Origin of the sequence: Salsuginibacillus kocurii DSM 18087, from assembly GCF_000377705.1 — a bacterium.
Lineage (GTDB): Bacteria > Bacillota > Bacilli > Bacillales > Marinococcaceae > Salsuginibacillus > Salsuginibacillus kocurii.
Genome location: NZ_KB898627.1, coordinates 74,753 through 91,841, shown reverse-complemented (window position 1 = coordinate 91,841; position 17,089 = coordinate 74,753). Strand labels below are relative to the sequence as shown.

At 41.3% G+C, this 17,089-nt stretch carries 17 protein-coding genes; 10 read left to right on the top strand and 7 right to left on the bottom strand.

Features of this window, described 5'->3' with window-relative positions; genetic code table 11:
• Positions 1 to 557: 557 nt before the first annotated feature.
• From D469_RS0110890 to D469_RS0110880, 3 genes are all read right to left on the bottom strand, one after another.
• The gene (locus D469_RS0110890; RefSeq protein ID WP_018923425.1) at positions 558 to 2,081 is read right to left on the bottom strand and encodes an aldehyde dehydrogenase family protein; all 1,524 of its coding nucleotides are present in this window, start codon (positions 2,079 to 2,081) and stop codon (positions 558 to 560) included.
• Between the two features lie 397 nt (positions 2,082 to 2,478).
• Positions 2,479 to 2,832 carry a DUF1499 domain-containing protein gene (locus D469_RS20160; RefSeq protein WP_018923424.1) on the bottom strand — a complete coding sequence of 118 codons (354 nt, stop codon included), beginning with the start codon at positions 2,830 to 2,832 and terminating at the stop codon, positions 2,479 to 2,481.
• Positions 2,833 to 2,909: 77 nt separating this feature from the next.
• Positions 2,910 to 3,317 (bottom strand): hotdog fold thioesterase, encoded by a 408-nt coding sequence (locus tag D469_RS0110880; RefSeq protein ID WP_040606791.1) that lies wholly within the window; start codon positions 3,315 to 3,317, stop codon positions 2,910 to 2,912.
• 176 nt (positions 3,318 to 3,493) lie between these two features.
• Between D469_RS0110880 and D469_RS0110875 the strand changes: the two genes are divergently transcribed.
• The 5 genes from D469_RS0110875 (at position 3,494) to D469_RS0110855 (ending at position 7,225) form a co-directional block, all read left to right on the top strand.
• Entirely contained in the window at positions 3,494 to 3,883 is a 390-nt protein-coding gene (locus D469_RS0110875) for a GntR family transcriptional regulator (RefSeq protein ID WP_018923422.1), read from the top strand.
• Positions 3,876 to 4,754, top strand: a complete 879-nt coding sequence (locus tag D469_RS0110870; RefSeq protein ID WP_018923421.1) for an ABC transporter ATP-binding protein — start codon at positions 3,876 to 3,878, stop codon at positions 4,752 to 4,754. The genes D469_RS0110875 and D469_RS0110870 overlap by 8 nt, the downstream gene beginning before the upstream one ends.
• Positions 4,744 to 5,751, top strand: coding sequence for an ABC-2 transporter permease (locus tag D469_RS0110865; RefSeq protein WP_018923420.1), 1,008 nt, complete (start codon positions 4,744 to 4,746; stop codon positions 5,749 to 5,751). Before D469_RS0110870 ends, D469_RS0110865 begins: the two co-directional genes overlap by 11 nt.
• 19 nt (positions 5,752 to 5,770) lie before the next feature.
• Positions 5,771 to 6,808 carry an ABC transporter permease subunit gene (locus D469_RS0110860; protein WP_018923419.1) on the top strand — a complete coding sequence of 346 codons (1,038 nt, stop codon included), beginning with the start codon at positions 5,771 to 5,773 and terminating at the stop codon, positions 6,806 to 6,808.
• Positions 6,809 to 7,027: 219 nt separating this feature from the next.
• Positions 7,028 to 7,225, top strand: coding sequence for a cold shock domain-containing protein (locus D469_RS0110855; RefSeq protein WP_018923418.1), 198 nt, complete (start codon positions 7,028 to 7,030; stop codon positions 7,223 to 7,225).
• A gap of 56 nt (positions 7,226 to 7,281) precedes the next feature.
• Here D469_RS0110855 and D469_RS0110850 read toward each other — a convergent pair whose 3' ends face one another.
• Entirely contained in the window at positions 7,282 to 8,226 is a 945-nt protein-coding gene (locus D469_RS0110850; RefSeq protein WP_018923417.1) for an agmatinase family protein, read from the bottom strand.
• 315 nt (positions 8,227 to 8,541) lie between these two features.
• On the opposite strand from D469_RS0110850, the gene D469_RS0110845 reads away from it, so the two are divergent.
• The gene (locus tag D469_RS0110845; RefSeq protein ID WP_026286204.1) at positions 8,542 to 9,156 is read left to right on the top strand and encodes an alpha/beta hydrolase; all 615 of its coding nucleotides are present in this window, start codon (positions 8,542 to 8,544) and stop codon (positions 9,154 to 9,156) included.
• 56 nt (positions 9,157 to 9,212) lie between these two features.
• Here D469_RS0110845 and D469_RS21650 read toward each other — a convergent pair whose 3' ends face one another.
• The 3 genes from D469_RS21650 to D469_RS0110830 all read right to left on the bottom strand — a co-directional run bounded on the left by D469_RS21650 (position 9,213) and on the right by D469_RS0110830 (position 12,304).
• Positions 9,213 to 10,211, bottom strand: a complete 999-nt coding sequence (locus tag D469_RS21650; RefSeq protein WP_018923415.1) for a peptidoglycan-binding domain-containing protein — start codon at positions 10,209 to 10,211, stop codon at positions 9,213 to 9,215.
• Positions 10,212 to 10,473: 262 nt separating this feature from the next.
• Entirely contained in the window at positions 10,474 to 11,601 is a 1,128-nt protein-coding gene (gene ytvI / locus D469_RS0110835) for a sporulation integral membrane protein YtvI (protein WP_018923414.1), read from the bottom strand.
• Positions 11,602 to 11,842: 241 nt separating this feature from the next.
• Positions 11,843 to 12,304: a DUF6884 domain-containing protein gene (locus D469_RS0110830; RefSeq protein WP_018923413.1), complete on the bottom strand. Its 462-nt coding sequence runs from the start codon at positions 12,302 to 12,304 to the stop codon at positions 11,843 to 11,845.
• A gap of 199 nt (positions 12,305 to 12,503) precedes the next feature.
• Here D469_RS0110830 and D469_RS20155 point away from each other — a divergent pair, with 199 nt between their 5' ends.
• From D469_RS20155 to D469_RS0110810, 4 genes are all read left to right on the top strand, one after another.
• Positions 12,504 to 14,039, top strand: coding sequence for a BCCT family transporter (locus D469_RS20155; protein ID WP_051081193.1), 1,536 nt, complete (start codon positions 12,504 to 12,506; stop codon positions 14,037 to 14,039).
• A 1,119-nt stretch (positions 14,040 to 15,158) separates the two neighbouring features.
• Positions 15,159 to 15,380 (top strand): hypothetical protein, encoded by a 222-nt coding sequence (locus D469_RS0110820; RefSeq protein ID WP_018923411.1) that lies wholly within the window; start codon positions 15,159 to 15,161, stop codon positions 15,378 to 15,380.
• A 93-nt stretch (positions 15,381 to 15,473) separates the two neighbouring features.
• Positions 15,474 to 15,944 carry a hypothetical protein gene (locus D469_RS0110815; protein ID WP_018923410.1) on the top strand — a complete coding sequence of 157 codons (471 nt, stop codon included), beginning with the start codon at positions 15,474 to 15,476 and terminating at the stop codon, positions 15,942 to 15,944.
• Positions 15,945 to 16,007: 63 nt separating this feature from the next.
• Positions 16,008 to 17,024, top strand: a complete 1,017-nt coding sequence (locus tag D469_RS0110810; RefSeq protein ID WP_018923409.1) for a serine hydrolase domain-containing protein — start codon at positions 16,008 to 16,010, stop codon at positions 17,022 to 17,024.
• Positions 17,025 to 17,089 lie beyond the last annotated feature (65 nt).

The window sequence follows — 17,089 nt, the reverse complement described above, 5'->3', positions numbered from 1 at the left end:
TAGCCAGGGAAATCGCTGACACGACAAAAGCCAGCCGAAAGCTTCTTCAACTCGGCTGGCTATGCTAATAGAAAGTTTACATGCTTGCGGTAATGAACTGTATGGTAGTAGTAAAAGTCTTGCTAAGAATGATAGAAGCAACAAAGCAATGAGTAGTGGGAAATGTAGGGGACTTAATCATCAAACGAAGCATTTTTCAGAAGAGCATATGCCATGATTAAGCTTAGGCCTATCAATGCAGCAGAAAGCGCCAATATGGCTAATACTTCACCACCCACATTACTTCCCCCTTACGTAAATAGATGATTGTATATTCAGACTATTCCCTGAATTCAAAAATATGAAACTGATTATATAGAAAGCTCGTTCCTTTAACGATCATCAGGCTAACGGAAAAGGAACGAGCTCAAAAACGTTCATGTTGTTACTATCGTTGCAAAGCTAACACCTGAATTCGTAATGAAATAATTCAAACGAAGTAAAGATGAAGTCGGTGGTGTGTTTATACTTGTGATGAGAGCGGCCACCTGTAGCAAATTCAAAAAGGCATGCTAACATCATTTTGTCCGTTTATTTAACTCCAAAAACGTACTAACTAACTTTTTGTAGTCTTTTTTTGGGCCCCAATAAGCAGAAATCATTTGTTTTAACAAATGATATTTCCCTGTGTTTGGAAAATAGTTGAATTCTGTGTCTGCTTTGCCGGCATCGCTCATTACAGAGGTTTCAATACAAAAAGCTTGCATCCCGGTGCGGCCCCGACTTTTTCCTATGCCCGATTGTTTGACACCGCCATAAGGCAAATGTGGATTAGCCACACTTTTAATCACATCGTTAATCATTACATTGCCAGTCTCAAGCTTGGCAATCATTTCATTTGCCCGTTCAAGATCAGAAGTGAAGATGCTGCCACCTAAACCATAATCTGTGTCATTTGCAAGGTCCACAGCTTCCTGATCATTTTCGAACGTATGGATCGGCATTACCGGCCCAAATGTTTCTTCCTGCATAATGGCCATATCGTGAGTTACATTTGTTAATACAAGTGGGGAAATAAATGAATCGTTTTCGTTCCAATGGTCCGGGCTTTCACCGTATTCGAGGGTTGCATTTTTATTCAACGCATCTCTAAGCTGATGTGCTACGACTTGTTTTTGAGCTTTTGTTGTCATTGTTCCCATATCTGCTTCAGAGGAAAGGTCTTGTTTTAATTTGGCAACTTCTCGTCTTACCTCAGTAATAAAGCCAGGATAAGCTTGCTCATGGACGTAAACACGTTCCACAGATAAACAGATTTGACCGCTGTTACTGAACGCGCCCCAAACAGCTGCTTTTGCTGCCCGGGTGATATTAGCATCATTTCGGACGATCATCGCATCTTTTCCACCCAATTCAAGGGTGGTTGGGATAAGCTGTTTAGCTGCTGCCATTTGAATCACCTTTCCAACTTCTACGGATCCGGTGAAGTGAATGTAATCGGGTCCCTCTTCCACTAATGCTTCCCCTAGCTCTTTCCCGCCAATAACAACTTGCAGCACATGGTCTGGAAAAATACCGCTAAGTCTTTTTAACAGTTCTCCCACCATCGGCGTCATTTCCGAAGGTTTTAAAATGACGGTGTTGCCCATCGCGATTGCTTCAAGTGTAGAAATCATGCCAAGTTGAAACGGATAATTCCAAGGGGAAATGACTAAAATTGTTCCCCGGGGTTTTCGGTTAATGTAAGAGGTTTTTCCTTGAAATTGAAGGGGCGTTTTAACTTTTTCATTGTTTAAAATGGACGGCGCTTCTTTTTCTATGTGTTTAATTGCATCCACTACAGCAAATACCTCTGTAACTAAAGCATCGACTTCAGGTTTGCCGGTGGATTTTGAAATAATAGAAGCGATTTCATCCTGACTCTCAACAATCGTTTCTCGAAGAAGTCGCAAATAGGTGAGACGTTTTTGGAGCGGTAATGTATGCCAATTTTCAAATGCAGCCCAGCCATAGTCATACAGGTGACTCACTTCATCAGGGGCAGTTTCCGAATAATGACCGATGCGTAATTCATTTGCAGGATGGAAAGCTTCTGGACACATGTAAATTCTCCTCTCAACTAGTGATCATTTCATCCACTCTATTTAAACACTTTTCCTATGAATCAATTTCATAATGACGTTTTATAAGTAATAAAAGAATGTTATCTATTTATTTTTTATTTACTATGCGGAATTTAAAAGTGGCTGAAACGTAAGACGGCGACTCCCAGAGGATAACGCGCAGGCTGAAGATCCACTTGTTCGATGGGGTTTGCCATCGAACAAGTTAGCTGAAGACAAGCCCTCGGGAAAACGTACGTCTGAAGTGAAGGCCACATTCATGATTCGGATGTTCACATCTTATTTTGCACTAAAATTGATTCCTGCCGATAGCGGATTTAAAATTTCGTGATCATATCAACGGTCTAAATTAGAAAAAGGGAAACAAATATCTTGATTATCCTAGTTTTCTATTGAATTGTTTACGAATATATTCCATTCTTTTTCGGTTTTTCCCTAAGTCATAGTGACCGATTCTGGAGGCAGAGCGGAGATGAACTGTTCCTAGTTCTCCAAAATAAAATTCAAGGTCATCGGTGAACTTAAGTACAGGTGTTTTATATTCGGCTTTAATTCGCTCTTCTGTTATTTCAATGACCGTGGCTAACGATTCTTCTTCAAGAAGCTGGTGAAGTGCAGATATAGCTTTTTCTTTCTCTTGCTTGTAGGTGAACGGTTCAATCGAGTGTTTTTTTGACTCAGCCAGTGAAGAAACACAGTTAGGAGAAGAGGGGCAGGGGGGTAAGCTCATCTTAGGATTCCTCCTTGCTCAAAGTGCTTCATTTTTCTATTCCCGCCTTGAAGTAAAGGTAACCTCAGAAAAAGAGGTCAGCTTTTCTTTTTATTTCTAATGGCAACCGTACAGCGACAGACAGATATGTACTGATTTTCTTCATCTACTATATCAATTTGCCAAACCATAGTAGTTCTCCCTTTATGAAGTGGAGAAGCTATTGCAGTAACAATTCCTTCAGATTTACTTTGGATATGATTAGCATTAATTTCTAAGCCAAAAGCCATTTGCTTCTCCTGGTCGATTTGCTGCCAGGAACCAATACTGGCCACAGTTTCAGCAAGTGCGACAGAAGCACCACCATGAAGCAGGCCAAAGGGTTGTCTGGTAGCAGCATGAACAGGCATGGTAGCTACCACTTTATCATCTTTTGCCTCTACAATTTCAATTCCGAGCGTCCCGATCATCGTTTCTTCCCTGTCATATAGTTTCAATCTTACCATCTCCTTTGCAAACATAGCTTCCACATTAACTGTCAATTTCCTCTTTCTATAAAGAAAATGCTTCCTTAGAAATAAAACGTAATTGACAGCCATACTAAATTTATATATTGTATTAAGTGTACTATGTTGATTAATACAATTAATACAAAGCGTAGGTATTAGAAGGAGAGAAATCAATGCTCCGAATTGACCCAAAAAGCCAACTTCCACTTTATGAACAAATCATTCAACAAATGAAAGAACTTGTGGCTAGAGGCGTTTTGCAGCCCAATGACCGTATTCCTTCAGTGCGGGAGCTTTCTTCCCAGATCATTGTAAATCCAAATACGGTCAGCAAAGCTTATAAGGAATTAGAACGGCAAGGAGTGATTATTACGATGCGGGGAAGAGGAACATTTATCGCTGAGTTTACGACAGAAGATGTGCTGCCAAAAGATATCGAACGGGTGAAAGACCAAATTCAAAAAGCAGTGCTTGAAGGATTTTATGCTGGCATTCACCGAGAAGAGATGAAAGTTTGGGTAGAAGCATTTTATAAAGAGTTAGGGGGAGACCAGGATGATTAAGATTCAAAATCTCTCGAAACACATTCATGGGCAGGAAATATTAAGCGACGTCACGTTTTCTATAGGTGAAGGAAAAATTACAGGGATTGTTGGCAGAAACGGAGTAGGAAAAACAACATTACTGAAAACGATCGTAGATGTTCTCCGTCCAGATGAGGGGGAAGTATTAGTTAATGGCCAAAATGTCCAAAAGCGTCCAGATGTAAAGCGGAATGTGATTTTTGTCTCTGACATGGCCGAAGCGTTAAAAAATGAATCGACTAAAAGTGTTGTGAACTTATATAAAGAAATTTATCCATCCTTTGATCAAACATACTTTTATGAGTTAATGGAACGATTTGACATGAAAGAAGCGAAAAAAATAAAGCATTATTCAAAAGGGAAAAAGGCGTTATTTTCATTAATTATGGCATTTGCTACTAGAGCTACATACATCCTGTTGGACGAACCAACAGATGGTCTGGATGTTATCATTAAACGCCAAATTCTCAAATTTATGGTAGAAGAAGTAGCAAAAGAAGATATATCTATTGTCATTGCCACCCACCGGTTGGATGAACTAGAAACACTCGCCGATCACATTCTTGTTATGAAAGCAGGCAGGATTGATTCAGAGTATCATATCGAAGAAGTGAAACAGTCCTACAAAAAAGTACAGCTCGTATTTAAAGGTGAAATGCCGGAGGAACTGAAGCAATATGTGTATTTGCTTGAACAGTCAGGCCGGGTTTATATTTGCCTGCTTGAAAGCACTGGTGATTTAACTGACGAATATGTGAATTCGTTTCAGCCTCTTCTTTATGATGAATTGCCGATGACGTTGGAAGATCTTTTTTTAGCGCGGCTTGGAGGTGACGAAGTTGTTTCCTAAAGCCCTGATCATGAAGGAGCTGCAAAAGCAAAAATCCTTTCTATATATTCTCTTTTTTTTCGGTTTGGGCTGGCTGTTAATGCGAACGATAACCACGATTCAAGAGTGGCAGCATTCAAGCGCTCAAGAAGGTCCGCTTCATATAACAGGGATTAATGAGATATTTGCAGGTTCAAATTATGCTCTCTTTATCTCTTTTTTATTAGTTATTCTGGGCGCCGTCATGGTCGGCAGGGAACGCAACAACCGGCTGCAGGATTTCACGGCATCTCTGCCGTTTAAACGAAAAAGTATATTTACAGTTAAATGGAGTATCGGTGCTTTGTTTATTGCGCTTTTTTATAGTGTGTCGTACGGTGCCTCATTACTTATTATAGCGCTGTCGGACTTTCAAGCTCTACTAAGCGGCTTATCTGTTTATCACACATACGTTTTTCCGTTGATCGTGTTTATCAGTTTTTTTACGTTTTCGTTATTTATAGGAACCATTGCCGGAGAAATGGTGTCACAAATCGCGCTGACGTTTATCTTTTTAATTTTTCCGTTCGGTTTTACGATGTTGATAAATCTTTCAGTAGACATTCATGCAGGTGTTCACTTGCCGGTTGAATGGCTGGAATGGATCCAAAAAGGCACATTATTTTTCTACTTTGATCAACAATTTTTTCATGATACTGAACCTGGCATTGCTTTTCCGCTTATGTTGTCGGCAAGTTCATTTTTATTAGGCTTGTTCTTATTTGAAAAGGGACCTAATGAATTTAATGGGGAGTTTCTTGTCTTTAAACGCTTGGAGCCTTTGTTTAAAGCTGGGATTGTCGGCTGTTTTGCTTTGCTGGGAGGAATTATTGCGAGCACTTTTGTTCCTGCTCACCTGGGAGATGAGATGATGATCGTCTTTTATTGGTGTGGAGCGGTGTTTGCCGGCTTTTTTGCCTGGCTGCTCTCCAGCAAAGTGATGGATTTTAAAATTAAGGGCAGCATGAGAGCTTCATAAGTGGAAAGGAGAGATGGGAATGATACCAAGACCCTTGATTTTAAGGAACTTAAAGCAAAGCCGGGCAATTATTGCCGTCTATTTGACCGTATGTTTTTTCATACTGCCTGTAAATACAATTTTTACACTTTCTCGCTGGGATCATATGCAGGAATCAGGGGTGGATTTTCACGTTGCATCGCATAACGTCAATGAAGTATTGGCAGGAGGAAGCGGCAGTAATATTTTGACGACCCTCCTGCTTGTTGTACTCGTCATTTCACTTGGGATTGCGTTTACTGGAGCTGAGCGCAACTCCGGCCGCATGAGCTGTCAATTAGCCTGGCCTTATACACGAAGCCAGCATTATTGGTCCAAATATTTAATTGGAGTTCTTGTTATTGGCCTTGGCTATAGTGTTTTTTATGGATTTTCGTACGTTCTTGTGCTTACGTCTGAGTATGCCTGGGTTCTCGAATCCCTTCATCTTATTGAAACGCTAGTATGGCCGGTAACGGGATTAGTGTCACTTTTCGCGCTTAGTTTTTTTATAGGTGTCATTACAGGAGAAGCCGTTACACAGGCCGTTCTATGTTTCGTTTTCTTTTGGCTTCCTGAAGGCGCGCAAGTTTTATTGCGGACATTTTTTGCTGTGCACACCTCCGTTGTTGAGGGGGTACAGAGCTATCAGATAACTGTTGCTACATCGCAATTTCTGCAATGGTTTCAATGGATGTCTCTCATTAGCCCTCCAGCATCGTCTGCCGGGATTTTTTGGACGGCATTCAGTTTTATTATTGTAACAGCTGTTGTCGGCAGCTGGCTGTTTAAGCATAATCCAATCGAATTAAATGGCGAATTTTTAGCGATAAAAAGGCTCTGGCCTTTATTCTCTATCAGTATCATCCTTTGCTTTGCGATGTTTGGAGGCTGGCTGTTTGAAGGAGCTTCGACGTTGAATGAAAGTGGCATGACCGTACTAATAATATATTGGCTAGGAGCCATTGGAGGCTTAGGTTTAGGTTGGTGGATTGTTAATAAGCTTAAAGCCATGAGCGTTGGAATAGCTAGTAAATGACTGACTGTTCGCCTGAAAAAAAGAGGTTTAAAAATAAAACTCATGAGTTAAACTGAAAATAGACCAATAAGGGATTGCAAAACCTTTTTGTGAAAAAAAGAGGTTGATTTATCCGCTGAGATGTGGCAATATTGGTTTAGATAAGTGATGAACGTGGATTGTTTTCCGAGTTGTCATGTTATCTGTATATTACGCAATAGGTTGAAGGAGGCCGTTTACATGACCGGCACAGTAAAATGGTTTAACGCAGAAAAAGGTTTTGGTTTTATCGAGCGCGAAGATGGTGACGATGTATTTGTACACTTTTCCGCAATTCAAGCTGAAGGTTTCAAAACGCTTGAAGATGGCGAAACTGTAGAATTCGAAATCGTTGAAGGCGACCGTGGCCCACAGGCTGCTAACGTTGTCCGTCAATAATTTATAAAATGCGCAAACAAAAAGAATGGCAGGGGACAATCCCTGGCCATTCTTTTTTAATGGGCGCCAAGCACATGGCCGGCTAATGTATATAACACGATATTTGAAGCTAAATGGGCTGAAAACAGTTGGTTTTCTTGGTTTGGGTAGACTTCTACAAAATCCATCCCAGCGAGTCCTCTTTTGCCAAATTCATGAATAAGCGTTAGTAACTCGAAAGACGTTAAACCATTGGCATCCGGTGGGCCACCCGGATTGAAAGCGTAGTCCAGCACATCGCTACAAATGGATAAATAAACGGCGTCTACACCGTCACTCGCTTTTTCGTAGATGTCAGCCGCCATTTTATAAAGGTCCCTTGTCTCGCGCATCTCCTTTAACGTGATGGTGACAGCGCCTGCATCCCGTGCATAACGTCCACTCTCTGGTTTATTGCGAGGGCCTCGTATGCCCGCATGAATAAGACTTTCATTGCGCACGCCTTCAAATTCGTAAAGACGGGCAAATGGGGTATTGCGGGCATATTTATCTTCTTCATGCTCTGGCATATTATCATAATGAGCGTCCAAATGAATAAGACCTATCGTTTGATCTCTTGTTTCAGACAACGCTTTTACAATTGGATAAGTAATGGAATGGTCGCCCCCGAGAGCAATTGGAAAAACAGACTGGGACCAGAGCTTATCTTTCGTAAATGAAATAATACGATTCATCGTATCCTCAGAGTCATTTGGATTGATATCTACATCTCCAAAGTCACCAATGTTGAGATGCTCAAAGACATCCAAGTGGTCAATCTCAGGCAAATAGCCTGAATACCTGCCAGAGGCGATGCGCATTGCTTTTGGTGCTAATTCACAACCCGTATAATCCCCCCAGGTCACGCCTCCCTCCCAGGGCACTCCATATACCGCGGCTTGTACCCCCTTCGCATCTTCAGCTTTGTTTAGTTTGCTGCCGTTTAAAAAGCAGGGAGTGTTGCCATATACATACTCTGTCACTTTTAATCCTCCTTTAGGAAACACTATCCTTCTAACTTTACCCGTTATTGTGCCGAAGAATGCCTTTAACCCCAATTTGCATCTGCAAAAAATTTAAACTTTCGAAGGGTCTGTGCAAATCTGCCTTTTAAGAGTAGAACCAGATAGAATTATAGTCGTATGATGGAAGGAGGGATGCTGGGCAAGAGTTTTGTACAATACTTATCAGGGAATTATAATGAAAAGGAAGAAGAGGAACTCATGTAGAAAAGTATGTCAGTTCTCTTTATATATGTATGATTTGTTGATTACCAAAAGGAGGTCGTTGCCATGGAAATGAAACATATTTTTCGTGAAGGAAGGAAAGATCGTCCGGTGCTCTTGTTGTTGCACGGGACTGGGGGGACAGAACAAGACCTCTTGCCACTTGCTGGCTTAATTGATAAAGAAGCTTCCGTTTTAAGCGTACGTGGGAATGTGTTAGAAAATGGCATGCCACGATTTTTCCGTCGTTTGGAAGAAGGGGTATTTGATCATGAAGATTTAGTGAAACGAACAGAGGAGTTGCACACGTTCTTAGATGAAGCAGCTGATTATTATCAATTTGAGCGTGATAATGTAATTGCAGTTGGTTATTCAAATGGAGCTAATATCGCTGGGTCCTTGATCTTTCATTATGAAAACAGTCTTAAAGGAGCTATTCTTCATCATCCAATGGTGCCGGTGAAGGATTCTACCTTACCAAAAATTAAAGGTTTGCCTGTATTTATTGGAGCAGGTGAAAATGACCCTATTTGTGAACCGGAAGAAACGAAAGAGTTAAAAGCCATCTTGGAAAAGGCGGAAGCAGAAGTCGAACTTTTTTGGGAAAATCAGGGGCATCAACTTACGGAACGAGAAGTTCAAGCAGCAGCTAAGTGGTATGAATCTCAGTTTCTCGCTTTTGAATAAACATATTATAAAGCAGGCGCACTTCAAATGTTTGAAGTGCGCCTGCTTCTTGATGATTAATCGAGTACTGTTACTGTTACGTTTTGACGGCCAAAGCTATAAGCTTCATCTTTTGTTGGTACATGAAGGTCGATACGGTTTCCTTGAATAGCACCGCCAGTGTCTCCTGCAATAGCTTCGCCGTAACCTTCAACGTGAACACGGGAACCGAGTGGAATAACATTAGGGTCAACAGCTACTACTGCTTTGTTAGGGTTAGCATTAAGGTCCTGGCCAGTAGCTGTAATTCCAGTGCAGCCAGTACAGTTAGCTGTATAAGCGGTAGCTTCCATTTGCATGGTTTGCCCGTTAGCTTCTTGACCACCTTGGTTTGATGGTTCAGAAGTTTGCTGTTGTTCAGTTTGTGGTTGCTGCTGTTCGGCTTGTTGTTCTTCAGCTTGAGCTTCTGCTTCTTGTGATTGCGTTTCTTGTGTCTGAGCTTCTTCAGCTGTACCTGTTTCAGCTTCTACTTCAGCAGTATTTTCCTCTTCTACCGCAGCTTCAGCGTTATGAAGGGCAGAGAACGTATTAACACCAGCAATTCCATCTACATTTAATTCATGGTCTGCTTGGAAAGACTTCACAGAGCTTTTTGTATTTTCTCCGAAATAACCGTCAATGCTGCTACCTTCTAGATAACCTACTTCATCTAATTCCTCTTGTAAATATTCAACAAGGTTGCCTTCGTCATCTAATTCTACTCCGGTTAAAGCACCAATTGTCTGGTCGCCTGCGATCCCATCAACGAGTAACTCATTCTCCATTTGGAAAAACGCGACTGCATCTACTGTATGGTCATCATATACGCCAGTGATGTTCTCTTGTTCAATTAGAGATTTATCAGCTAGCACGTTTTGAAGTTCTTTTACTTCTGCATTGTCAGCACCTTCGTTAAGTAAGTTGTCTCCAAGTTCACTTGCTTCAGAGACATTTGGTGCTGCTGCAAACACAAAGCCTGCTGCTAACAGCGGAAGCCCTAATGCCTTTACTTGTCTCATGGGCTGCGAGAATCTCATTGCGCTACCCCTCCAAATTATTAGTTTAGTCTGTGCGGGTGGTCCCGTTCGACTGCGAGACTAATCATATCAAGGGGAGGCAAGTGCGACAATAGAAATACGACCTTCTTAATCGAATTGAAATGTTATTGTTACTAGTGAAATATGTTCATAAAAAGAGAGTCTTACTTGTAAACTTCCCGACGAAAAGATGTGAAAATAACAAACAATTCATAGAAACTTAGAATCGTTCAATATTATGCATACTTATATCTCCTCTATCTCATTTCTCTTCTTTTCTTAGCCCATCGCGAATAATTGATTTCATATCTTCTGCTACTCCTATATCGCGCAAGATAACGAGGACGACGAGAAGGCCGGGGCCGATAAATAAGCCGACAAATCCAAAAATCTGTAGTCCGGCAAACAGTGATATTAAAACAGCTAGCGCATTAAGATTCATGCTAAATGACAATACTTTCGGTTCGATGGATTGACGTACGACGACTGCCACCAAATAGAGAATGGCAATCGCTAAACCGAATGTAATCTCGCCTGTAATAAACAAATAAATAAACCAAGGAATTAAAATTGTTCCGGTACCAAGATAAGGAAGGATTTCTGCAATTCCTACAATGATAGCTAAAATAAATGGGTACTCGACACGGAGCAACAAGAACCCTATAAATACAATGATGGTTGTAATAGACATTAAAATAATTTGTGCTCGTAAAAAACCAAGGACCCGCACTCGTAAAGCCAAAATAAAAGCTTCCATTCTTTCAATTAGAGCAGGTGGGAGCTTCCGGGTCATTCCCTCCGCTAATGTATCCCAGTCTTTACTAATGAAATACATTCCCAGTAAGGTAAATAAAAAGCCAATAAGAAAGGAAGGAAAGGCGAGAGCCACTTGAGTAAGACCATCTGCAATTCCTTGACCTATCTGGGCCAAGACCGAACCTAATTGAGTTCCCAGCTGAATGATACCTTCTTGTAATGTTGCTTGTTGTTCTGGCGTTAAAGCATCGAGTAAGCCAATCACATCCTGCCAAAATGGCCAAATGGTTTCGTTAAAAAAGGATTGGATATTTTTAGCAGACTGTTCAACCCATTCAGGGACTCGTTCTGAGAATTGCTGAAATCCATAGATTGAAAGAAAGGTTACCCCCGTTAATACTCCGGCCAAGCCCCCAACACCTGTAAGTAAGGTTACTAAGGCGGCTAACGGTGAAGGGAAGCGGAGGCGTTCTTTCAACCATTTGGAGAGCGGCTTTAACATCCAGGCGAGTATAGCTCCAATGATAAATGGGTATGTAAGGGAGAATAGCCACATAAGAAGCCAGAGGGCACCAATGGTACTAATTGTCACAATAAGAGTTCTAACTATCATCCAGCCTTGTTTTTGAGTCATGGTCCGCCCGCCTTTCTGTCTTGAGTGGCAAAATACATGTATATAAATCTTGTTTCGATACCTTACCCGCCCAATCCTTTTTTTATACTTTGCTAAGCACTAGGGGGAAGAATAGAAATGAAACATCTCTATAAAAAATTTGCTGACTGTTCGTATTCCTGATTGATGTGATCTGAATGTCTCTGTCATATAAAAGAATACTTTTTGGCTTTATGAGAAATATATGAAGGAAATGAAATTCTCATAAAGGATTGTTTGAATGAACAGCTTGCTGCAACCGCTGAATCATTTCCCCAATACCTGAAGCACCATGCAATGGATAATGAAAGGTAATAGAGGGGGAACTTTCATGAATCAGCTGCTGAACTACATGTATATGTTTTTTTCCAGTCAAAAAAACAACATGGTGAAAAGGTTCGGTGTTCACGTTATGCCACTGCTGCTTCAACGTTTCTTGGGAGATGATCTGGGCGCTTGTATGATGAAAACCTAGATCATAATTTTCAGCGATGGTATCTTCAGGAAGCAAGAAACCATGTTTAGCTGAAAGGATACACCACTGACCAGCAAAAGTAGTGGCATAAGCTTTTGCTGCCTGATGAAAGGTCCCAACGTAAGCATGTTTGGCTTGTACAGTCTGACAGGCAGGATTGATATCCCAGATTTTCTTTTTTCCACAAGGTAGTATGTATAATGTTCCCATCTGAATCCCTCTTCTTTTATCAATAATGTCTATTTCATCTTTTTTGTTTGTCAGTAGTTTGAAGTGTATGTTACTTTAATCTTTATGTGTTCATAGGAAAGCTTTTAAGAAGCGGGAGAAATGAAAATACAGGTAGAGATAATCCTTACAACACAAATTACCTAATTAGATAAGGAGTTCGTTTTTATTTATGAATTTATTGCGACAAGTAACAAAAGGGCTTGATTGGCCAGTATTTATCATTAGTGCTGGCTTGCTATTAGCCTTTGTAATTGCCTCCCTGATAAACATTGAGGGAGTGGCCGAATTTGTTAATGTAACATTTGGCTTTACTGCTTCATCTTTTGGCGCTTTTTGGCAAGTGTTAATGCTTGCTACATTCTTTGTAGGACTTTTTATTGCGATTTCAAAATACGGAAATGTACGCTTAGGTGCTGTTAAAGAAACGGAGCTTGGCACGTTTAAGTGGATTTCCATTATTATGGCCACCCTTCTTGCTGGCGGCGGGGTGTTTTGGGCAGCTGCAGAACCAATGTTTCATTTTATTGAGGTACCACCCCTTCATCCAGGAATTGATCCAAATACACAGGAAGCGGTGGCGCCGGCCTTGGCCCAAAGCTTTATGCATTGGGGATTTCTCGCTTGGGCTATACTTGGAACGGTAAGTGCTGTAGTCATGATGTATGCTGTATATCACCGTGGCATGCCAATGAAACCTCGTTCTTTATTATATCCTATCTTTGGAGAGAAGATAAAAACAAGTGTTATCGGCACGTTGGCAGATGCTTTTTCTATTATTGCTGTAGCTGCTGGGACCATTGGCCCGATCGGCTTTTTGGGACTACAGGCAAGTTACGGAATGAACGCTTTGTTTGGAGTGCCTGATACCTTTGCTACTCAATTATGGATCATTATTGGCTTGGTTGTAGTTATTACGATTTCCGCAGTTACAGGTCTTCACCGTGGAATTCAATGGTTAAGCCGATTCAATGTATGGCTTACAATGGGCTTGATGGCTCTAGTATTGTTAGTAGGGCCGGGAGCGTTTATTATTGATGCTTATATATTGTCATTTGGCACGTATATCAATGATTTCTTTGCTATGGGAACCTACCGTGGTGATAACGAATGGCTCGGGATGTGGACCATCTTCTTCTGGGGCTGGTTCATAGGTTATGGACCGATGATGGCAATGCTAATTACGCGGATTTCTCGTGGAAGAACGATTCGTCAAATTGTACTTGCAGTAGGAGTTATCGCTCCAGTAGTAACTACCTTTTGGTTTACGATCGTTGGTGGCTCTGGGATCTTTTACGAACTGCAAAACCCAGGTTCCGTTTCTGGGGCGTTGCTGGAAGCTGGGATGCCAGCTGCTATGATTGCGATCACAGAACAGCTGCCATTAGCCTTTATCATATCACCGCTTTTCTTGCTACTAACAATTTTGTTTGTAGTCACAACCGGGGACTCCATGTCTTACACAATTTCAATGGGGGTTACTGGGGAAAGTACTCCACCCAAAGGTTTACGAGTTTTTTGGGCAGCGTTAATGGGTGCAATTGCTGCCATCTTGCTCTTTATCGGTGATGGAGACAGTGGAATTGATGCGTTGCAATCATTTATTGTGGTTACAGCAGTTCCTGTGTCAATACTTCTTATTCCTAGTATTTGGCTTGCCCCCCGAGTAGCAGGCATTATGGCTAGAGAACAAGGGATTACTCATAAAGAAAAATAGTATTCGCTCCTATAGTGGTAAAACCGCTGGGAATGAAAGAAATAGGATGGCCTAAAAGGTTCGTTTAAGGTATGTAGGTGATCCAGGGTCCGGAGTACGCGATACTTCTGCCGGCCAGCCGGCAAGGCGGAGGTCTCGGGACGAGAGGTTTTGCTCATAAGGAGATGCACAATCGTACTTGTACCAGTGGTTAAAATGAGCGCATATCCAGTGCTGTTGCCACTGACTGACTTATAGGAGAGCCTTGAAAGTCTGCCTTTGTTTGGACCTAGTCTGAGCAAAGGCAGCTTTTATTTACCCCGTAAGAATGTATAAAAAGTTGAAGGGAACAGTATACGTGCAACCAAGGCTCAGCCTACGCCGTAGGCTTGGCTTTGCCAAGTTTTCTTTATAGAAGTGTTATTCACTAGCGTTAAAATTGCCAACAGGCTTCGAGCAGTAAGTAAACATTTAATATGAGGGTTTCAGTTTTTCAGTCTCGAAGGCTAGGTGTTCGTCCATGGAAAGGGAGGGGACGAAGCCGCTAAACTACCAAAACCAAGAGCAGATGGTCCCCAGAACTTCTACTTGTAGATACATTTGCAACGCTATAAGTGTTATTCCCTTTTCATTATATTTATAAGAACTAGCAAAAGCGGCAATCTTCTGTAAAAGAAAACTTCATACCGATTTCAAGTTTTTAGAAGGCTTCTCAAGCTCTTGCAACAGATATGAAACGTCCTCAGGCAGCTTGGGGATAGGGACAACTAAACGTATAATATTAAGTAAACAAGCCGTTTAACAAGAAGGATGGTCGTTGTATTGAAACGTTTATTGCTGATCCCGTTCTCTATTTTTATTGGATTTATCATTCAATTAAGTGTAGGCTAAATTCTGTGATAATCAGAATTATCCTTCACGAAACCAGTAAAGTAACGAGGAGAAATTCAGTCCAATCAGCTGCAGAAGGGGATGAAGTTCAGCTGAGTGGGGCGAAGGCTTTTCAACTATACCTTTAAAGAAGAAATGGCATGCAAAAAGCATCTGCTGGCCTTTCCGATCTTTCCTGGAGGATCGGTTTTTTTCTGTGCTATAATATGAACTAATTACCGTACCTGATTTTTGAAGGGAGGTCTCCACATGACTTTAAGAGAATGGCTGGCAAAAGGCTTAGAAGATAAGGTGGCTACTGTAACTTCTCTTATTCTTATTTTAATTGCGTGTGGTTTTGGTTGGTATACGACTACGCTACTACATGTATCTAACGATGAATTTATTACCTTTTATATGGGTTTTCTTGCTTCTTCTCTCGTTATGTTTTTTATCTATATTATGTTGTTTCGTTTATTTAGAAATGAATAGCAAATAGGACTCACGATCTGATGCTTCTCCGGCCTCTTGAGTGAGGAGCGGTATAGAAGGTCAGATTTTTTTGGTTGTTAAACCATTTGAGAGATGAAGAAAAAGGAGGAAAAGAAAGGACCGGTTGACTTGCATTATCTGTTTGCAGCACTTCTAAGTACGCTAGTGTTTTCAGTGGGTGTAGCTGTTATAGGTTATACCTTCCTGGGTGCGCAATTGATCATGACATTTCATGAATTATTTATTCGACTATTAATGTATGCCGGGACGTTATATGTGTTTCCAGGTATACTCTTATTTTGGCTAATTGAAACGTTTAAAAGGTGGATCGGGAGTCAGGACCCTTTATTTGTTTATGGGTTAAGCACTTCTCTGTACTCCGTTGCTGGTTTTTTCATAATTGGAGTCTTATCGATTTTTGTTCAAGGAGATCCTTTGCAGCGGGGTGTCGATTTTATCCTTTATGGAGTATTCGGAGCAGTAGCAGCTTTGATTTATTACCATGTGTTCTTAATCGTGCAAATTTGGTTCAAGCGAATAACAACCACTACTAAAAACTCCTAAAGAAGTTTTTACATACGGTGGGCGATGTAATGGAACTTACTTTTCACGAAAGGAAGAAGGCTGATGAAAAGTTGGTTAGAAGAAAGATTAGCCTTACTTATTGATCATGCGCAAAGTGTTTCTGTCGGCTGCACGAGACAGGGGAAACATTCGTATCATGCATGGGGCCAGTGCAGTACCGATGCCCCCACTTTGCCTACACGTTATACGATGTATGCCGCTGGTGAGGCTTCGCAATTATTTACAGCGGCTCTCATTGCGGATATCGTTCACCAAGGGAAAGCGAGCTGGGACGAGCCCGTTGCAACTTATGGATATGAATTTGTTCGTTTGCCGTCACATATAACGCTTGCTTCCTTAACTTCTCATACAGCAGGGTTGCCAACATGGCCTGCCAATCGAAAATCACCGTCGTTGACACGTTTTTCGATCCAGGCAAAAGCCTACCGTGATGAGGATTGGATTCAATATTTACGAAAAACGCGCTTTGATAAACGAATGGAAGCAACCTATCATCCTTCTATAACAGGCTACGCAATATTAGGCCGTTTCCTAGAAAGGGTTTGGGAGCGCCCTTTTGAACAAGTACTTTACGATCGGTTGTTAAAACCCTTAGGAATAACGGAAGCCACATATTCTCCAGAGCGTTACTATGAAGAAGATCTAGCACCCCCAGAACCATCCAAAGGGAGGAAAAAAGAAGTGGATTATTGGCGTTCTTTTCATGGGGCAGGGGGTATGTGGGTAAGTACTGCAAACTGGCTGGAATTTTTACGCTCGCAGTTGGGGCAAGTTCCGAGTCTTGCTCATGTAAAAGAAACACAACTTATTCGGCACAGAACGATGAACGGGGGAGTAGCTCATGGATGGCAGCATCGGTCGGTGCCATCAGCTCTTCAAGATTCAAAGCCCCAGGACTTTTTCTTTTATGTTAATAAACATCATAAAAGATTAAATGTGATTGGATTTATTCCGGAACGACAGAGTGGTGTGGTACTGCTAGCTAATGACGTGCCAAAGCGGACGATAGCAACGGTGTCTTTGGAAGATCTGGTGACAGACCTTGTAGGGGCTATGTGAACATTTCTATATTGGCGGATTTGGATTTTATAGTCTAGCCGGGCCAATCAGATCAATTATATTAA